We start from the raw sequence: 16,840 nt of genomic DNA on the forward strand, positions 1-16,840 counted from the left end.
TCTCGTCAATACTGATCTATATGCACTTCACTTCATGATGATACACACATGGCAGGATGCGTATAAGGAGGTAACGGGATATGAGGTGGCTTGGATGGCTGCTCAAAAAAGGAATGACGGTGGTGTTGGTTAGCGCACTAACGCTTGCAGTGACAGGTGTAGTCGTTAATGCTTATGTTCAATCGCTGCTGCGGCAGTTTAACATTCAGCTCGATCATCAGCCCATATGGGGATTGGGTTGGCTAAAAGGCAGCGCTGGTACTGACCAAAGCACAAACACGGGGAAGAACAAGACGACGGGAAGTGGCTCGGGAAGTGTAACACCGCCTGATGATGCGTTGCCTGTCATGGGACAGGGCGTAGAAGAAAGCGGAAGTGAGGCTGGTGGCGCAGCCAACAATGGCAAGGTATCTCAGGAGGGGGCCACGTCGGCCGGAACAACTGGCAACGAGTCACGGAAGCAGGCAGAAGGTACAGCTACACCCGAAACGAGTATTGAAGGCCATGATTTAGTGATTACGCCCGACCATTTGACGGAGAAGAAGAACAACTTACCAGCTGCACAGAAGCAGGAAATTTTTGCGATTCTGATGAATAAGCTACCGCCGGAGGAGATGCAGAAAATATCAGCTGCGATGGAAGGCGGTCTCACCGAGCAGGAGCTTCAGGATATTCAGCAGGTGCTTGCGAAGTATTTGACCAAAGAGGAATATAACAAGCTGATGGATTTGCTTAAATGATTTTTTTGCAAAATCTTGAATAATAAACGATGAATTCATGGGAAATGTTTATGCTCAAAATAGGACTATAGAATCCGCGCCATGCGCGGATTTTTTTGCGTGTCAGGAAGGAATTGGAGTGTAGTTGAATTCTTTGTAAAGGCTATGTTAAAGTAAACAGTGTTGTGAAAAGGTTAAATTTTTGAAACCTTTTACGCAACTATGCAATGGTAGATAGCGACTAATATCATAGATGCTTGTGAATACAGGCTAGATTCATAGTGTGAAAGACCAATAACGAACGCATTTATATAGAGATAAGATATGCTGAAAAGGAGAGAGTCATGAAGGTTTTGAAGGAGCAGGATTCACCAGACAGTAGGAATGCAGACTCAAACGTTGCAGACAAGCCTGCTGTGGAAGCGGGGAAAATAGCAAAGTGGTGGAGCGGTCGGAGAAAATGGTTGAGCTGGACGGCAGGCGGTGTGGTGATTGCAGGCAGTCTTATTTTTGCGAGTAATCAGTATGTCGGGGCTAACACAGTTCCTTATTATAAAGTGTATGTAAAAGGCGTCGAGGTCGGGAATATCTTGAATGAGCAACAACTTAAACAGCTGTACGCAACGAAGAGCAAACAGTATAAGGACAAGTATCCCGGCGTCGATATGGTGCTCAATACGAGCGCGGTAACGACAGACATTGAGAAGGCATATAAAGCGGATATCGACAGTGTAGCCACGCTGAAGAAGCTGGATGGTATGCTGACAGCGTATGCCAAAGGGGTAGAAGTGAAGGTCAACGGTCAGACGGTTGGCATTGTAAAGGACAAAGCGACTGCGCAGGCGGCTTTAAAGCAAGTACAGAAGAAGTACACACCTGTGGGTGAGGGTACATCTACAGGCATCAAAGGGCTGGTTCGCAAAACATCCGTGGGCAGCAGCCATGCGAGTGCTAGTACTAAAACCCCTAAAGCATGGCTGGAGTCTGCCAGTATCCGTGAGAAAATCGCGTACGAGCCTGTGAAAGCAGACCCGAACAAGGTGCTGACAGAAGCTGAAGCAGTCAAAGTGTTGACTGAGGGACGTGAGGCTCCTATCACGTATACAGTGCAAGAAGGCGATTCTTTGTCTTCGATTGCAACTAAATTTAATATGACCGCTTGGGAGATTAAGCAGAACAATCCCGGCTCGCGTGAACTGTATTTGCAAATTGGGGACGAATTGAAGCTTACTGCTCCGAAGGCTCCGGTTACGGTGAGAACAGTAGAGAAGGTCGTCGAACAGATTGCCATCGAGCCTGAGGTTGAGATTCGCCAGAGTGATGAGCTGAAGGCAGGAGTTACCAAAGTGGTCAGACCGGGACAAGCAGGTCTTAAAGAGATGGACTATCGTTTGACCAAGGAGAACGGTGAGGTCGTGCAAGAGGAATGGCTCGGTCAAAAGGTGTTGCAGCCGTCTATTACTGAGGTGGTTCTTAGAGGAACGAAGGTCGTGGGAGAAGGATCAGGACAGTTCGCTTGGCCGGTGTCCGGCGCATCGATGTCGAGTAGCTTTGGCGCACGCTGGGGACGTATGCATGAGGGTGTCGACTTGGTCGGTAGTGCTGACATTCACGCATCAGATGAAGGCGTGGTATCATTTGCAGGTCAGCAGAATGGATACGGCAATGTCATTATGATTGATCATCGCAACGGCTACCAAACCGTGTACGGACATTTGAGCAGCATTGGCGTTCATGTAGGACAGGTGGTTCAGCAAGGCGAGTCGATCGGGGTCATGGGGAACACAGGACGCTCGACCGGAACGCATCTGCATTTTGAAATTCGTAAAGATAATACGCCACGCAATCCGATGACGTATTTAAGATAGATTGGATGTTTATATCGAGAGTTACATGATTTATGAGAATCAAGGGGAAAGGCCATGTTTTTCTGCATGCTTAACATTAGGTGCAGGCATGGTTTTTTTCTGCGTAAAGAAAAGGGTCTGGAGAAGTAATGGAATGGCGCACGGGTATGATAGAATAGAATAAACATCTTATAGGTACTGACAAACGAAAGTTAATTATAGATGATGATCCGTGAAAAGAGGTGAATGCTGTATGCAAGGAACGATTCTGGTAGTGGATGATGAACAGCCAATTGCTGATATTTTGAAATTTAATTTGGAAAAAGAGGGCTACCAGGTGATTTGCGCCTTCGATGGAATCACCGCGGTGGATATCGCAGTCAAGCAACAGCCTGACCTGATTCTACTGGACCTGATGCTGCCGGGCATGGACGGCATGGATGTATGCCGTGAGGTGCGCGGGCATCAGCTCCAGACGCCGATTATTATGCTGACCGCCAAGGACGGGGAAATCGACAAAGTGCTGGGGCTGGAGCTGGGCGCGGACGATTATGTGACAAAACCGTTCAGCACACGGGAATTGCTGGCACGGGTGAAGGCACAGATGCGCAGACAGCAACGCGGCGGGGCAGGCACGTCGGAAAGCCGACCGCAGGAGGATAAGCAGGGGCTGCGCGTGGGCGACCTCTTTTTTGATACGGATATGTATACAGCTTACAAAAACGGAACACCGCTTGACCTGACGCACCGCGAATATGAGCTATTGCACTACATGGCGAAGAATGCCGGAAAAGTCATGACGCGGGAGCATTTGCTCCAGGCGGTATGGGGCTTCGAATACTACGGGGATGTGCGGACAGTAGATGTGACCATTCGGAGATTGCGCGAGAAGATTGAGGAGAACCCGAGCAAGCCGGAGACCATCCTGACGCGACGTGGCCTTGGATATATTGTAAGCGGGGGCAAAGGTGGCCTGCGGGCATGAGATGGCTGTCTTTCTTTCGTACCATTCATGCAAAGCTGATTATTATCTATGTGTTGCTAATCTTGGTGGCTATGCAGCTGATTGGGGTCTATTTTGTCAGCTCGATGAAGAACTCTCTCACGAGTAATTTTACGCAGGATTTGCAAGCACGGGCGGAGATGCTGTCCGTGCTGGCAGAGCAGGATCTGAGTGGCAGTGATGGCAAAATGGAAGAAGACAGCGTGGAAAGCCTGCGTGCACGCGTGAATAATTTGTTTGATTTCAGCGGCGCGGAAATTCAGGTGCTGGATGCTAGCGGCAAAGTATTAATTACTTCCCAAGGTTCACACGCCGATTATGTCGGACGTAAAAATACGCAGACAGTGGTCAGTCGCGCACTCCAAGGTATCCGTGATAACGAGGAATACATGGTGGACGAGGATAACGTCCGCAAGAAGGTCGTCGCCAAGCCTGTTATCAGCCAAGGCAAGATTGTCGGCGCGGTGTACATCGCCGCTTCGATGACCGAGCTGTACGATACGATGAAACGCATTAACAATGTGTTTCTTTCAGGTATGCTCATTGCGCTCGCGTTGACGGCTGTGCTGGGCGTGGTATTGGCCCACACGATTACGCACCCGATTAAGGTGATGACACGTCATGCAACGGAGGTTGCCGAGGGCAAATTCGACCAGCAGATGCCTGTATTTGGTGATGACGAGATCGGCAGGCTCAGCGTGGCCTTTAACTATATGACAGGCCGTCTGCGTGAGGCACTGTCCCAAAATGAAGAGGAGAAAGAGAAGCTCTCCTCCATCTTGACCAATATGAGCGACGGTGTGGTCGCTACTGATGACAATGGCCGGGTTATTCTGGTCAACCGTCGGGCCAGCGCCATGCTGGGCGTAAACGAGAACGAAATGACCGGCAGGCATATCGCGGTACTGCTGGGGATCGACCCGGAGGAAACCGAGGCCCTGTATAGCGGCTCTTCGGCCTCCACACTCTTGCAGCTGGAGCCAGCCGGTCAGGATGAACCGATCGTTATCCGTGTGACATTCACGCCGATTCATCGGCGGGAATTTGGCATTACGGGAACGATTGCCGTGCTCCAAGATGTGACGGAGCAGGAGGAGATGGAGACGACACGCCGGGAATTCGTAGCGAATGTATCACATGAGCTGCGCACTCCGTTGACGACCATCCGCAGCTATGCTGAGGCGCTGGATGACGGCGCGATGGCTGAACCGCAGCTCGCGGAGCGTTTTGTAGGCGTGATCCGCAACGAGACAGAGCGTATGATCCGGTTGGTTACGGATTTGCTGCATCTGTCACGGCTTGATTCCAATGAAGCGCCTTTGCGGATGCAGCCTGCGGATGTGATGGAGATGCTGGACGAGGTCGCAGATCGGTTTTCTTTTCAAATGAAGCAAAAGCACATTCGCTCAGGGATGTTCGTAGAGCAGGGAATCGGTAAAGTCGTGATCGACCGGGACCAAATTGAGCAGGTGTTGGACAACCTGATGTCCAATGCGCTGAAATATACGCCGGAGGGCGGAAGTATTCGGATTGAAGCTCGCCGCAACAGTGAGGGGATGCTGTCCATTTCGGTACAAGACACCGGAATTGGTATTCCCAAAAAAGACCTGGACCGGATTTTTGAACGGTTTTATCGTGTAGACAAGGCGAGATCGCGCAATATGGGCGGCACGGGACTGGGACTGTCGATTGCCCGGGAAATTGTAAAGGCGCATGGGGGCCAGATTTTCCTGGAGTCGGAATACGGTCAGGGTACCTGCACGACCTTTACGCTACCCATGTCGAGTGAAGGGAGGGAAGCATAGTGAAGGAACGTTTGAAGTCCTGGACGCTTATTTTGCTGGTTGCTTCCAGCCTGGTACAGACTTATTTTTTGATTTACCGCCTTCCGGGCAGTGATTCTGTACTCACTTCAGAAACGAACTATGTCAAAACCGAAAGCATGGGACAGGAGAAAAAGATTGAGAACCTCGTGTTTCCTGATAAAATGCTCATTCACCAAGGTGAGAAGAAGCATACCGTTTTTTATCCGGGTGTTACTTTTTACGATTTAATTTATACACGGCTGGAAAGCCGAAGCTTTAACAACTTTCAACGTCGAAGTATTCAATCGGCAGACTGGGCGCAGATTCGCAGCGAAAATGAAGGCATCGAATTATCTTTTTCAGGCGGGGTCCCGGTTTCATTACTGGAACGGGTCATGCGTCTGACGCCGGATTCAGTGTTTCAGGGAGAGACGATTAACCGCATTTGGATCTATATAGACGAAAAAAGTGCCAAGCCACACGCACTCTTTTTCAGTGCCAGAGGCGATGTGGTGTATGAGGCGAACCAGTTCGATATGACGGTAGAGGACATCCGACAGCATGTGAATTTCGGTGAAAATGCCCCGTTGTACGAGCTAGTGGATAATCAGTACTACATTCCCGTGAATGGCCTAGAAACTGTGCAGCCTGTGGTGTATGCCGGGTTGTTTACGACGGAGCAAATGCAGCGGAATTTGTTCTTCGATCCGGGGATTACGCGCAATATTCAGGAGAAGGACGGCTCCCAAATTTATACAGACAGCAAGCGTAGTCTGCAAATCAAGCAGGAGCAACGTTGGATGAGCTATACCGATCCCAGTGCGCCGGGGGCGGGTGGAAGCAGTCCGATTAGGGATGTGCTGGCCGCGGTTGATTTTGTGAATCAGCATGGCGGTTGGGATGCTTCGTATCAGCTGAAATTGAGAAGCAGCGATGAAAATCGTACGACTGTGATGTTTCAGCAGTATTATGGTGCTTATCCAGTGCTGGACACACCATCATTCCGCTTTGGTACGATTTCGCTGCAAATTCAGCAGGAAACGGCATCGGTCTACGATCGTTCGTTGCTGTTTCTCAAGGGCGGGGAGCAATCCTCAAAGAAGGTTATGCTGCCGGGCGGCGAGCCCTTGAAGAAGCAACTGGAGACTGTAGGCAAAGGGAAGACAATTCGAGAACTGACTCCCGTGTATCAACCGGAGCTGACCAATGATGGATTGAAGCTTGCTCCTGAATGGCGCGTTACGCTCAGTGACGGTTCTGTTGCAGAAATTCATGCTGTTCCTGTAACGATAGCATCCAACGCAACACAAACAAAGCCAGACCGTGAGACAAAGAGGTGACAGGAAGGGGGAACGGGAATGGATTGGAGCCGCGCTAAGAACGTATTGATTTGTACATTTTTGCTGCTCAATGTGGTATTGGGTTACCAATTGTGGCATGATGCGCAGGAAACGGCAGGGCCGAATCTGGATTTTACTTCATTGGATGAAAATACGCAGCGTTTAATGGAAGAGAAAAGCATTCAGGTGCTGGCTCCGATTCCCGGTGATACCCCGCAGCTGCCTAAACTTTCTTACACATACGTTCATAGTGGAGAAAAGGATGATCGTGTGCAGCTGGTGAAGCCGGTGGACAGCAAACTGGTATTCACCCATGACGCGCTAGTTGAGGCATTGGAGCCACAAATCAAGGATATCGATAACTTTCAGTACGATCCGCTGGATGTTCAGGAGGATTTGGCATCCGGACAAGCAGATGCTTTTGTGCTTCATCCGCTGGTTCAGGGCAAATGGCCGCTATTTAATGTGAAGCTGGCTCTGTTTTACAGCAATCAGAAGATTACAGGGTATCGCAAAATTAAGGTCGATCTCCAGCCTTCGGATGAGGCAAAGAAAATGCTGCCTGCGTCCAAAGCACTGGCAAGGCTGATCGATGGCTATTTGCCGCGTGACTCGATTGTGAAGGATATCCGGCTCGGTTATTACGGACAGACCTTTAACTCCGATAGCCAGGTGGCTGCCCCCGTGTGGCGGTTTATGCTGGACAACGGGAAAGGTGTGTATTATGTGCAGATGAACGGAGATGTCATTAGTCCAAAGACAGAACATACAGAAGGGTCTTGAACAGATATGGGGATTTCATTTACCGTGCTGTCGAGCGGTTCGACCGGCAACGCTACCGTTGTGCGGAACGAAGACACGACATTGCTCATCGACGCAGGTCTCAGCGCGAAGCGTATTGACGAATTGCTGAAAGAACGCGATCTGAGCGGAGAAGAGTTGGATGGTATTTTGGTCACGCATGAGCATTCCGATCATGTTAAAGGACTAGGCGCCATGGCGCGTAAATATAATTTACCTATATATGCTAACGAGAAGACATGGTTTGCCATCAGTAATGCTGTTGGGCAAATTGCAGACGATAACCGCAGAATATTGGAGACAGGCGCAACGCGGGAATTTGAGTCATTACGCGTGGAGTCTTTTGGCATATCCCATGATGCGGCTGAGCCTGTAGGATATAGCTTTTATGATGGGGCAGAGAAGCTCAGTGTAGCCACCGATCTCGGCTATGTCAGTGACAAAGTGAAACAGGCGATATCAGACGCGGATGTATTGGTGCTGGAGTCTAATCATGATGTGGAAATGCTGCGCATGGGGCGGTATCCGTGGAACATCAAGCGCCGTATTCTCAGCGATATCGGTCATTTATCCAATGAGATGGCGGGCGCGATTCTTAGCGAGCTGTTGACAGGCCGTACGAAGCGAACGTATTTGGCACATTTGAGCCGCGACCACAATATGATGGAACTTGCGAAGTTGACTGTACGTGGAGCGATGGAAGACCGCGGCTGTTTTTACAAGGACAGTGAGTTTCGATTGTGCGATACGTACTATGATCGTCCTACACCTTGGGATAAGGTAAGTGAGCCATAAAGCTGTCCAGCTCGGCGGCTTTGCGTTCTACCTCTTCACGGGTCACGACGCCTTTGTCCACCAGTAGTTCAATCAATGTACTTAGCGCCAGTGTATTGCGGTAGTGCTCGTCTTTCAAATCCGCAAGCTTGGCAGCCATGCGAACTTCATCCATAGCTGAACGATGTGAATTCATCATATATTCCTCCTGTAAAAATATTTTAGAAATGGCGTGCAATGAGCTTGGTTCTGCCTGTGGTTTTGCTGGGTGCTGTGATACAATAAAGCTAACAACGGAAAGCTTTCTGAAGGAAGGCTCTCATCGAAAGTATAGGCAGCTTTAAGCGGACGGGAACAGGCCAGAACGTCTCTATGAGACGATCATTTTGTAATAGAATAGAAGACTTGTTACTATTGTAGTCCATTGGTTTGGAAATCATTCCTCTTTTTTCCTCTATTCGGGGTCAGATTCGGCGTGTATGCTAATTTATGAGATTCGGTTGCTTAGGAAGGCATCATTTGTGGTGATTAATAAGTAGGCCGGAACGATTGGTTGCTGGATTCCGATGATAAGGGATATTCAATCCATTTGAGATGTTCAACGGAGCAGGTTCTCTGTAGCATAGGTTGGCGCAAGCCCGAATAGCCCTAATTTTTTAGTGAGTGTCGGTGCATGACAACGAAGGGGAGAGGATTAGCATGGGCTTGTTTGAGGACGATTTTTATTCAACAAAGGTATCCACACGTGCGGCTAAAAAAATGGCATTTAAGGCGCGCCGTGGAGGACGGGGACGTTGGCCACACAGGAAGCGTGGAGTAAGTCCGGTGCAAGCTGCTGTCATTAGCGGTGCAGTCAGTGCAGTGGTTGCTGTGCTTCTGTTCAGCTTTATTACAGGTCTGCCCTCCACTACAGCGGTAACCGGAGCCAGTCACTATCCCTTGCGGCAAGCAGCAGGTGATCCGTATGATCGGATTGTGCAGGCGGCAGCCAAGGTGCGTCCAGCCGTCGTCAGCATCGTGAATCTGAAAGAGGAAGATGGTAAAAGCACGGAACAATCCGCGCTTGGATCGGGTGTCATTTTCCGAGTGAGTTCGGGCAAAGCCTTCATTATGACGAATAACCATGTGGTCGAAGGATCAGATGATCTGGATATTGTAACGGTAGACGGTGTCAGAAAAGAGGCAAAGCTGATCGGAAAGGATCGCATTAGTGATATCGCTGTACTCGCAGTGGACGATAAAGGCATTAGCACGGTAGCGGATATCGGCGATTCCAGCAAACTTCGTCTGGGTGAGACGGTCATTGCTATTGGCAATCCGCTCGGCTTGGGAGACACGCTTACCTCCGGTATTGTGAGTTATACGAATCGCATCATTCCGATTTCCATTAACCAGGATGGCGTATATGACTGGGAGCAGCATGTCATCCAGACCGATGCGGCGATTAATGAGGGAAACAGTGGCGGCGCGCTGGTCGATCTGGACGGACGTGTGATTGGCATCAATACGATGAAAATCGCTGATACAGGTGTTGAGGGACTTGGTTTCGCCATTCCCGCCAATGAGGTAATGAAGACGGTGAATGAACTGGTTGAGGACGGCAAGATCATCCGCCCTTATCTGGGGGTATACACGGTGGACCTCAACAATGAATATGCACCGCTGGATGAAACTCAGCGCAAGGAGCTCAAGTTGCCTGACAGCGTGAAAAATGGGGCAGTCGTTCTGGAGGCCCATGGTCCTGCCAAGGAGGGTGGCTTGAAGCTGAACGATGTCATTACAGCGTTTGATAGCGAACCGATTAACTCTACGCTTGATTTACGTCGCTACTTGTACGATAACAAGAAGATTGGCGATGAGCTGAAAGTTACTTTTTACCGGGCAGGCAAGGAAGAATCCGTGACGTTAAAATTAACAGATAAGCCGGAAGGCTAAGGTTTAACTTATAGGCTTAACCATAAAAAAGGCGTTCTCCGGCTCATTCCCGGGAACGCCTTTTTTCGATCTTCTGCTGCGCCTTAGTTTAAGATGTCGTTCCCGTTACACGGGTTCCGCTCTTGGTGATCTTGTATGTCACCACATCGCCGCTCCAAAAATGGAACTTCAGCGTGACTTCACCATCTTTTACACTATTAAAAAGTTCAGGCAGCAGCTTGATGCCATTGGCATCATAGGCAGGGGCAAAAGTATTGCCAAACTCTTTATAAGGTGTCCAATCCTGTGGACCGGCATTGCCACCACTCGTATAAACGGCTTCCATTGTGGCAAGCTGGCTACCGCGGAATTCCGTTGGAATGGTAAAGGCTTGTGTAGTCCCTTCGACAGCACTTAACTTTGGAGTATCATACACAACTACTTTGAAATTCCAGTCTGCCCCCTTGTTAAACTTAGCGGTAATGACGGCATTCTCCCCATATTTACCGGAAGTGGTCAGGCTGGTGAGCAAGCTGGCTTTTAAGGTTAATGTGTCTCCGCTCAGCGTATAGTCAGTGCCCTGTGTCAGTTGCTTGCTGCCCACACTGAGTGTTTTCAGCTGATTGCCATTCAGGTTTAAAATGACCTTGGTGTCCTGAGCAGAAGTGCCCTTCTTCAAGTGAATGAGGTCACTGGCTGCATTGGAGGAACGTCCTTTTAGGCTGGACTTAATGACATTGAAGAGTTCAGGGTCAGACCATTTGTACGTTGTCCGGTTCAAGTGCTGGCCGTTATCCCAGAGCATACCTGTTATTTTCTTCTCTTTCATGTAATAGGTTAAATACTCGAAGAATTTCAGCTTTTCGCCTTGTTCAATAACGCCTGTATTTTTATCGAAGCCGAGTAGACCGAATTCACCTACAATAACCGGAATACCTTTGGCTACAAAGGTGTTATAGACGTTATCAAAGGTTTGGATGATATCGTTTTTAGTATCTTTATCAAAAGTAGTATGGCCTGCAATATTTACACTGAAAGGCCAATAACCATAATAGTGGACGGTTGCAATCAGATTGGGATCATTCAGCTTGGTTATCGTGTTGTACAGCTCGTTGATTTTGGCCTGAGCAGGTGATGTATCCAAGCCAGGCAGAACAAGGGGGCGAGTGGCATTTTTACCGCCGGAGGCGCGGACGATTTTGTGGAAGGATACATTCAGTTCTTGGAGCATCTGATTCATTTTTGCTTCATCCGTTGTTCCCCCTTCAGAGAAACGGGGTTCGTTAATACTTTCAAACATCAGCTTGTTAGGTTGATCTTTAAAGCGTTGGGCAATTTGTGTCCATAATGCGTTATAGCGAGCTAACACTTCATCATGCTTGGGCTCCATGCTGCTTACCCATGTCCATGAATCATGATGGACATTGATCATGACATACAGATTGGCATCCAGTGCCCAGCGGACAACCTCTTCCACACGATTCATGTAGGCAGACTCAACGGTATAGTTCGGTGCTGCTCCAATGTGTTTATCCCAGGTGACCGGGATGCGTATGCTTTTGTACCCTTGGGCAGCAATTTGCTGGATCAACGCCTGGGTAATGCGCGGATTGCCCCAGGCTGTCTCATCCGCCCCGACAGCATCCAGAGAATTTCCTAAATTCCATCCAGGCTGCATGGCTTCCACATACGATTGCAGGCTGCTCGCAGCCGCAGCTTGTGGTGCTTGTCCGTCAGATTCGGCAGCAGCGGCAACGGATGCGAACGTAGATAACAACAGGGTAATGGCAAGCGTCAACGACAGCAATGAAACGGGTCTTCGTTTTAACATAACAGGCCCCTTTACAAAGTTATTTTTGAAAGCGCTTTCTAATAAAACACTACCACACTATTTTAATATGGAATACCTGTATAATTAATGTAAAAATCATGTGTTAATTAGATATTTTAATTTTGTAAGCGTTATTATTGAAAAAATATAGAAATGAGTGTAGAATCTATGGCCCTACGTGGATTGTAGTATAGGATCGGATTTGTAAATACAAAAGAAAGAAGGAGATGAATATGAATAAGTGGGACACGGAAGAGGCCATTCGACGCTGGAATATGCATGCAGAAAACTTTACTGCCAAGTACACTGAGGAAGGAGATCGATCTCGCGAAGTACTGCTGAACCCGGCATTGCAAGCCTGTATGGGACCTCTCGGGGGCAAAAAAGTGCTGGATGCCGGCTGTGGCGAAGGCTATCTAAGCCGTAAAATGGCCAGGGTGGGTGCGTTGGTAGAGGCTGTCGATTACTCGACAGAGATGCTGAGGCTAGCCAAAGAGCGAACACCATCATCAATGGGAATTACATATCATCATGGCAATCTGGAAAAGCTGCAGATGTTCGGGGACCAGAGCTTTGATCTGATCGTGTCCAATATGGTCATACAGGACTTGGCCCATTATGAGCAGGCGATTGCCGAAATGCAGCGATTATTAGTTCCAGGGGGCCGCTTTATTTTTTCTATTCTGCATCCGTGCTTTCAGACACCGCAGAGTGGTTGGGTGAAGGATGAGACAGGAAAAAAGCTGTATTGGAAAGTGGATCAATATTTCAACGAAGGCCCATTGGAGCAAGCGATCCCTTATGATCAGGAAGAAAAAATTTTGTACTTTCACCGTACGCTGAGCAGCTATGTACAGACCATTATTGAGGCGGGTTTGCTGTTGGAAGGGATGATCGAACCCAAGCCTTCTGCCGAAATGTTGGAGAAATATCCCCATTTTCACGAGGACCTGAATGTCAGTAATTTTCTTATTTTTACAACCAGACGCCTGGGGTAAAAAGCAAGCCCTTTCCTTTCCGCGTTAAGTGTGGTAGAACAAAAGAAGGCAGTTTTAGCACATCTACAACAGGAAGAGCTTCAAACGGAAAGGGATGCAATTGGAATGTACGTGGTATGTAAAGAGCATGTGGAACTAGCAATTGATATGTTCGTCGATGAATACGAGGATGCACCGGATGTCGTCGATCTCAAGGAAACGAAATTTTCGGATTGGGACCCTCCAGTGAAGTGCAAGGAATGTGAGAAGAAAGCCGAGTTTTTGGTCGTCTAAAAAACAAGCACGGGCGTTTCGGGCAGAAACGTCCTTTTTGTATACCAGGATTTTTTGCAAAATACTCCATACATAGAGCTATATTTATTCCCACCACGTGCTGAGACAGGAGTGAACGATGGATGGACCCTTTGCTGCATTCACTATTTCGTCCGCTTCAAGTCAATGGAAGTGATCTCTCCACGTATTATATCGAACAAAAGCCGTCTGCTGCGCTGAAAGCTTATGTGGCCTGTTATTGGGAGTCCGGTCCGGCTAATAGGGTGGTAGAAGAGAATCTAGCAGCTTCGTGCGAAGACACTGCTTCGTTAAGCCTGCCGCAGGAAGAAACCATGGAGCGGGTATTACCTGACGGCTGTACGGATGTTCTATTTGAATACGACCCGGTGAGTAAGCGTCAGGAACTCTCGTACTGTGGGACATTTACGCAACCGTTTGTGTCTGCCAGACAAGCAGGGTCCGAGACACGCATTTTTGCGGTGCGATTTTTTCCCGGTGGGGCACATTATTTTCACGGTATGCCGACTCACTTGTTTACAGGTGGTAATTATCGCTTGGAAGATCTCTGGCCCGAAAGCATCGCCGTCATAGGTGAGCGCATTATGGAAGCGCAGAATTTCAATGAACGGGTGCGCATAATGGATGAGTATCTTAACCAGCTTCTGCTGCGCAAACGCACGAACGATTGTGACCTGATGAAAAACTTGCTGCATCGCATCTTTGTGAGCGCTGGGAGTGTGGGGGTTAAGGAGCTTGCGGAGTGTGAGGCGATTAGTGAAAGACAGCTTAACCGCAAGTTTGGACAATGGATCGGAATCAGCCCCAAGAAGTTCAGTGAAGTCGTCCGCTTCCAGAGTGTTCTGCACAGCATCCAAAGCGGCGGGGATCTGGATTGGACGGAGCTGGCATTGAAGCACAGCTTTTTCGATCAGGCGCATTTAATTCGCGATTTCCGCAGGTTTTATGGAGATTCTCCGCTTACTGCGGCTAAGGATTTACGGAAGTTGTCCGATTTTTACAATACACGCCCAGAGGCTTCGGCTATACTCAAAATATGAATAAGAATGGCAAAGGAGAGATGTGAATATGAGTGGAACACTGCAAGTTCGCGATCATTTGCTGAATGAGCTGGAGACCGGAGTACGGACGGGGGAAGCCTTGATCCGTAAAATTCGTCCAGAGGATTGGAGCTTTCGTCCACAGGATAATTTCCGTTCGCTGCTGGAGTTAGTGCATCACTTTGTGCTTATTCCAGCTTCGGATCTTGCGATAATGCAGGAGAAGTCTGAGGGTGAAGTGGGAAGCATTGAAAACAGTCTGTCCGGGGTGGAAGATCCTGAGCGCTTGGCTGCGACTTTCAGGCAGAATTTTGAGGCTTATAAGGCTTACATTCTTTCGCTTAGCGAAGACGATTATCTGAACCGTTCGACGAAGGCTTTCTATATGGAGCACGGACATTTACAGGTTCAATGGCAGATTGAGACCTTGACCCACGTATTCCATCATCGCTCGCAGATTTATAATTATCTAAAGCAACTGGGACATGAAGTGAGCTTTTTTATGTTGTACGCTTGAGTATGTTTGTGAAGATTTATGGAGGGCACCTGTGAGGTGCTCTTTTTTGGTTTCATTTAAGGCTTTTTTAGGGTGGTGTGGCTTACTCGAACGCGCGTGAAACTTCTTTACTAACTCGTCTGAGAATGCCGATTTGCTCCTCATTCAATCTGCTGGTCAACGCAACAAATTCATCTACCGCCTCTTGCCGAATCGTTTCGTCTGTAGTCATATGTTCTTTGGAAAACATCAATTCACTGATAGACACGTTTAAGGCGGTTAACACTTTCTCCAAGGTATCAATCGAAAAGTTTCTTTCGCCACGCTCTACCGATCCAATATATGCATCATCTAATCCTGAAAGTTCCGCAAGTTGTTGCTGAGTTAATCCCTTAGCCTTCCGAATCGTTCTAATTCTTTCTCCAACCGAATTCCGTAATTTTGTCATATAACCACCTCATAACAAGCTTATGGAAGAAGAAGTGCAAAAGTCAGGTAGAAGAGATTTGTTCAATCCTTTTTATGTTGTAACTCAACTAAACTAACAATATTTTTTGTTATAGTAGTAAGAATTTCGAGCTCTGTTGTTTCTCTTGAATTTATGAGTAACATAAGTTCATTTATGATTTGTTTTCGATCTGTATTTTCATCGAATTGAAAAAGTTCAAAGGGTGGAACTTTTAATGCTAGAATTATTTTTTCCAACGTCTCCAAGGAAATATTTCGATCTCCACGTTCTACTCCGCCAATATAGCTGTAATGAAGTCCTGCTGCTTCTGCCAGTTGTTCCTGTGTCCAGCCTTTAGCTTTTCTTAGTTCTCGTATTCGGTTTCCGACACTTTCTGGTAAACTCATGTAATCACCTCCACTTAAGGTTAGAAGAGGAGAGAATATCGTTACAGACCATTTTATGCAAAATAAATACATATAAAACTGTACTTTTAAGTACTATTTACATTGACCTCCTTTTTCACTTTCTATACAATTGGTTATGAATGGAAATACAAGGAGGGGCTACTCTTGAGAACTTCTATCCTGAAATCACTCAAACCGGACATCATTGTTGAAATGTTAGAGATGGCTGTGGCTTTTGAAAATTGGAAAAAGGTGATGGAGACGGCAGATATTTTATACCAATGTGTACAGCGCATCTATGAAGAACGGCAGTATCATAAAGCAATGAATTTACCCATCCCGCATGTCAATTTAGAACGTCCGTTGGTATATTATTTTGGGCTCAGTCACCTGATGTGTGGAATGGCTCACCAGAACCAGGGTGCATATGAGCAGGCAAGGGAGTGCATCTATAAGTATGCTGAGCTGGGGTGGATGGAGGATCTAAAGGAAGAAGACAATCAGGTTGTGGAGGAATTCAGGTTTTTAGCTAAAACTAATTTATATGCAGTGGATATTTTGTCTGGAAATATAGGTCTTGTTGAGGAATACGCAGCCTTTTTGCAAGATAATCTAGAGGAAATATTACCGGGGCTGAATACCATATTACAGGCAGCGCTTATGTATCATTTGGATGTGGCAGATATTTTACATACGTTTGCAGAGCAGATTGATGAATTTGAGAGTTATGAAGACGCAGAGAACGTATCTTACTATTATAGCTACTGCTATCATTTGGCTTTGTACTATCAGGAGTACGATAGATTACAGGATGCAGTGGGGCTTACTTTGCAGGCGATGCAACTAGCTGATCAGTCGGGTAATGATCGTAATTTCAAGAAATGTACAGCATTGTTCGAATCATTGCGGGAGTCAGCGACAGCGGAACAAATCAGCGGATATCAGCAGATGCTAATGCAGTGTCTTGATGAATACGAAACGGATAGGCATTTCATTGTGAAGAGCGTAAATGAATGATCCGCTATGGTCTGAACAGGGGATAGGCTCTTAACGGAGAGGAAATAGATAGGTAAGAGACGTTTCAGGTGCTAAAATAACTATGTTACAGGTATGTTTTTAAGTTAGG

At 47.5% G+C, this 16,840-nt stretch carries 17 protein-coding genes; 13 read left to right on the forward strand and 4 right to left on the reverse strand.

The annotated features are described in order from the left end of the window. Positions 1–80: 80 nt before the first annotated feature. The 7 genes from ACQW03_RS11395 (at position 81) to ACQW03_RS11425 (ending at position 8,310) form a co-directional block, all read left to right on the forward strand. The gene (locus ACQW03_RS11395) at positions 81–740 is read left to right on the forward strand and encodes a hypothetical protein (RefSeq protein ID WP_076292914.1); all 660 of its coding nucleotides are present in this window, start codon (positions 81–83) and stop codon (positions 738–740) included. A 323-nt stretch (positions 741–1,063) separates the two neighbouring features. After that, complete coding sequence (locus tag ACQW03_RS11400) at positions 1,064–2,587, forward strand: M23 family metallopeptidase (protein ID WP_076292913.1); 1,524 nt, start codon at positions 1,064–1,066, stop codon at positions 2,585–2,587. 232 nt (positions 2,588–2,819) lie between these two features. Further along, positions 2,820–3,551 (forward strand): response regulator YycF, encoded by a 732-nt coding sequence (gene yycF, locus ACQW03_RS11405; RefSeq protein ID WP_071644132.1) that lies wholly within the window; start codon positions 2,820–2,822, stop codon positions 3,549–3,551. A 71-nt stretch (positions 3,552–3,622) separates the two neighbouring features. Further along, the gene (gene walK, locus ACQW03_RS11410) at positions 3,623–5,374 is read left to right on the forward strand and encodes a cell wall metabolism sensor histidine kinase WalK (protein ID WP_441952371.1); all 1,752 of its coding nucleotides are present in this window, start codon (positions 3,623–3,625) and stop codon (positions 5,372–5,374) included. Continuing rightward, positions 5,374–6,714 carry a YycH family regulatory protein gene (locus ACQW03_RS11415; RefSeq protein ID WP_441949722.1) on the forward strand — a complete coding sequence of 447 codons (1,341 nt, stop codon included), beginning with the start codon at positions 5,374–5,376 and terminating at the stop codon, positions 6,712–6,714. Before walK ends, ACQW03_RS11415 begins: the two co-directional genes overlap by 1 nt. Before the next feature lie 18 nt (positions 6,715–6,732). Then, positions 6,733–7,497, forward strand: coding sequence for a two-component system regulatory protein YycI (yycI, locus tag ACQW03_RS11420; protein WP_071644126.1), 765 nt, complete (start codon positions 6,733–6,735; stop codon positions 7,495–7,497). Between the two features lie 6 nt (positions 7,498–7,503). Continuing rightward, a complete protein-coding gene (locus ACQW03_RS11425) occupies positions 7,504–8,310 on the forward strand; it encodes an MBL fold metallo-hydrolase (RefSeq protein ID WP_023991120.1) in 807 nt (268 codons plus the stop codon). Here ACQW03_RS11425 and ACQW03_RS11430 read toward each other — a convergent pair. Then, positions 8,279–8,485 carry a hypothetical protein gene (locus ACQW03_RS11430; protein ID WP_025723164.1) on the reverse strand — a complete coding sequence of 69 codons (207 nt, stop codon included), beginning with the start codon at positions 8,483–8,485 and terminating at the stop codon, positions 8,279–8,281. The two genes, ACQW03_RS11425 and ACQW03_RS11430, sit on opposite strands and share 32 nt — an antisense overlap. A 503-nt stretch (positions 8,486–8,988) precedes the next feature. Here ACQW03_RS11430 and ACQW03_RS11435 point away from each other — a divergent pair. Further along, the gene (locus ACQW03_RS11435) at positions 8,989–10,224 is read left to right on the forward strand and encodes a S1C family serine protease (protein ID WP_071644124.1); all 1,236 of its coding nucleotides are present in this window, start codon (positions 8,989–8,991) and stop codon (positions 10,222–10,224) included. 88 nt (positions 10,225–10,312) lie between these two features. Here ACQW03_RS11435 and ACQW03_RS11440 read toward each other — a convergent pair whose 3' ends face one another. Further along, entirely contained in the window at positions 10,313–12,034 is a 1,722-nt protein-coding gene (locus ACQW03_RS11440; RefSeq protein ID WP_441949725.1) for a cellulase family glycosylhydrolase, read from the reverse strand. 233 nt (positions 12,035–12,267) lie between these two features. On the opposite strand from ACQW03_RS11440, the gene ACQW03_RS11445 reads away from it, so the two are divergent. From ACQW03_RS11445 to ACQW03_RS11460, 4 genes are all read left to right on the forward strand, one after another. Then, entirely contained in the window at positions 12,268–13,032 is a 765-nt protein-coding gene (locus tag ACQW03_RS11445; protein WP_220030517.1) for a class I SAM-dependent methyltransferase, read from the forward strand. Between the two features lie 105 nt (positions 13,033–13,137). Further along, positions 13,138–13,305, forward strand: coding sequence for a CxxH/CxxC protein (locus ACQW03_RS11450; protein WP_013373879.1), 168 nt, complete (start codon positions 13,138–13,140; stop codon positions 13,303–13,305). Positions 13,306–13,427: 122 nt separating this feature from the next. Continuing rightward, on the forward strand, positions 13,428–14,363 hold the full coding sequence (locus ACQW03_RS11455) for an AraC family transcriptional regulator (RefSeq protein ID WP_220030516.1): 936 nt from the start codon (positions 13,428–13,430) through the stop codon (positions 14,361–14,363). Positions 14,364–14,391: 28 nt separating this feature from the next. Next, positions 14,392–14,880, forward strand: a complete 489-nt coding sequence (locus ACQW03_RS11460; RefSeq protein WP_071644116.1) for a DinB family protein — start codon at positions 14,392–14,394, stop codon at positions 14,878–14,880. A gap of 82 nt (positions 14,881–14,962) precedes the next feature. On the opposite strand, the gene ACQW03_RS11465 is transcribed toward ACQW03_RS11460, so the two are convergent. Together ACQW03_RS11465 and ACQW03_RS11470 are read right to left on the reverse strand one after the other, a co-directional pair. Beyond that, positions 14,963–15,307 carry a helix-turn-helix domain-containing protein gene (locus tag ACQW03_RS11465; RefSeq protein WP_076292907.1) on the reverse strand — a complete coding sequence of 115 codons (345 nt, stop codon included), beginning with the start codon at positions 15,305–15,307 and terminating at the stop codon, positions 14,963–14,965. 62 nt (positions 15,308–15,369) lie between these two features. After that, positions 15,370–15,714: a helix-turn-helix domain-containing protein gene (locus ACQW03_RS11470; protein ID WP_076292906.1), complete on the reverse strand. Its 345-nt coding sequence runs from the start codon at positions 15,712–15,714 to the stop codon at positions 15,370–15,372. A gap of 165 nt (positions 15,715–15,879) precedes the next feature. On the opposite strand from ACQW03_RS11470, the gene ACQW03_RS11475 reads away from it, so the two are divergent. Next, the gene (locus ACQW03_RS11475) at positions 15,880–16,731 is read left to right on the forward strand and encodes a DNA-binding protein (protein ID WP_441949730.1); all 852 of its coding nucleotides are present in this window, start codon (positions 15,880–15,882) and stop codon (positions 16,729–16,731) included. Positions 16,732–16,840 lie beyond the last annotated feature (109 nt).

This window comes from Paenibacillus sp. DRB1-1, assembly GCF_052119485.1.
GTDB classification, from domain to species: domain Bacteria; phylum Bacillota; class Bacilli; order Paenibacillales; family Paenibacillaceae; genus Paenibacillus; species Paenibacillus polymyxa_B.

What these genes read in the sequence shown, in the direction of transcription:
- ACQW03_RS11395 (WP_076292914.1), top strand. Translation starts at nt 81, where the DNA reads ATGAGGTGGCTTGGATGGCTGCTCAAAAAAGGAATGACGGTGGTGTTG.
- ACQW03_RS11400 (WP_076292913.1), top strand. Translation starts at nt 1,064, where the DNA reads ATGAAGGTTTTGAAGGAGCAGGATTCACCAGACAGTAGGAATGCAGAC.
- yycF (WP_071644132.1), top strand. Translation starts at nt 2,820, where the DNA reads ATGCAAGGAACGATTCTGGTAGTGGATGATGAACAGCCAATTGCTGAT.
- walK (WP_441952371.1), top strand. Translation starts at nt 3,623, where the DNA reads ATGCAGCTGATTGGGGTCTATTTTGTCAGCTCGATGAAGAACTCTCTC.
- yycI (WP_071644126.1), top strand. Translation starts at nt 6,733, where the DNA reads ATGGATTGGAGCCGCGCTAAGAACGTATTGATTTGTACATTTTTGCTG.
- ACQW03_RS11425 (WP_023991120.1), top strand. Translation starts at nt 7,504, where the DNA reads ATGGGGATTTCATTTACCGTGCTGTCGAGCGGTTCGACCGGCAACGCT.
- ACQW03_RS11430 (WP_025723164.1), bottom strand. Translation starts at nt 8,485, where the DNA reads ATGAATTCACATCGTTCAGCTATGGATGAAGTTCGCATGGCTGCCAAG.
- ACQW03_RS11435 (WP_071644124.1), top strand. Translation starts at nt 8,989, where the DNA reads ATGGGCTTGTTTGAGGACGATTTTTATTCAACAAAGGTATCCACACGT.
- ACQW03_RS11440 (WP_441949725.1), bottom strand. Translation starts at nt 12,034, where the DNA reads ATGTTAAAACGAAGACCCGTTTCATTGCTGTCGTTGACGCTTGCCATT.
- ACQW03_RS11445 (WP_220030517.1), top strand. Translation starts at nt 12,268, where the DNA reads ATGAATAAGTGGGACACGGAAGAGGCCATTCGACGCTGGAATATGCAT.
- ACQW03_RS11450 (WP_013373879.1), top strand. Translation starts at nt 13,138, where the DNA reads ATGTACGTGGTATGTAAAGAGCATGTGGAACTAGCAATTGATATGTTC.
- ACQW03_RS11455 (WP_220030516.1), top strand. Translation starts at nt 13,428, where the DNA reads ATGGACCCTTTGCTGCATTCACTATTTCGTCCGCTTCAAGTCAATGGA.
- ACQW03_RS11460 (WP_071644116.1), top strand. Translation starts at nt 14,392, where the DNA reads ATGAGTGGAACACTGCAAGTTCGCGATCATTTGCTGAATGAGCTGGAG.
- ACQW03_RS11465 (WP_076292907.1), bottom strand. Translation starts at nt 15,307, where the DNA reads ATGACAAAATTACGGAATTCGGTTGGAGAAAGAATTAGAACGATTCGG.
- ACQW03_RS11470 (WP_076292906.1), bottom strand. Translation starts at nt 15,714, where the DNA reads ATGAGTTTACCAGAAAGTGTCGGAAACCGAATACGAGAACTAAGAAAA.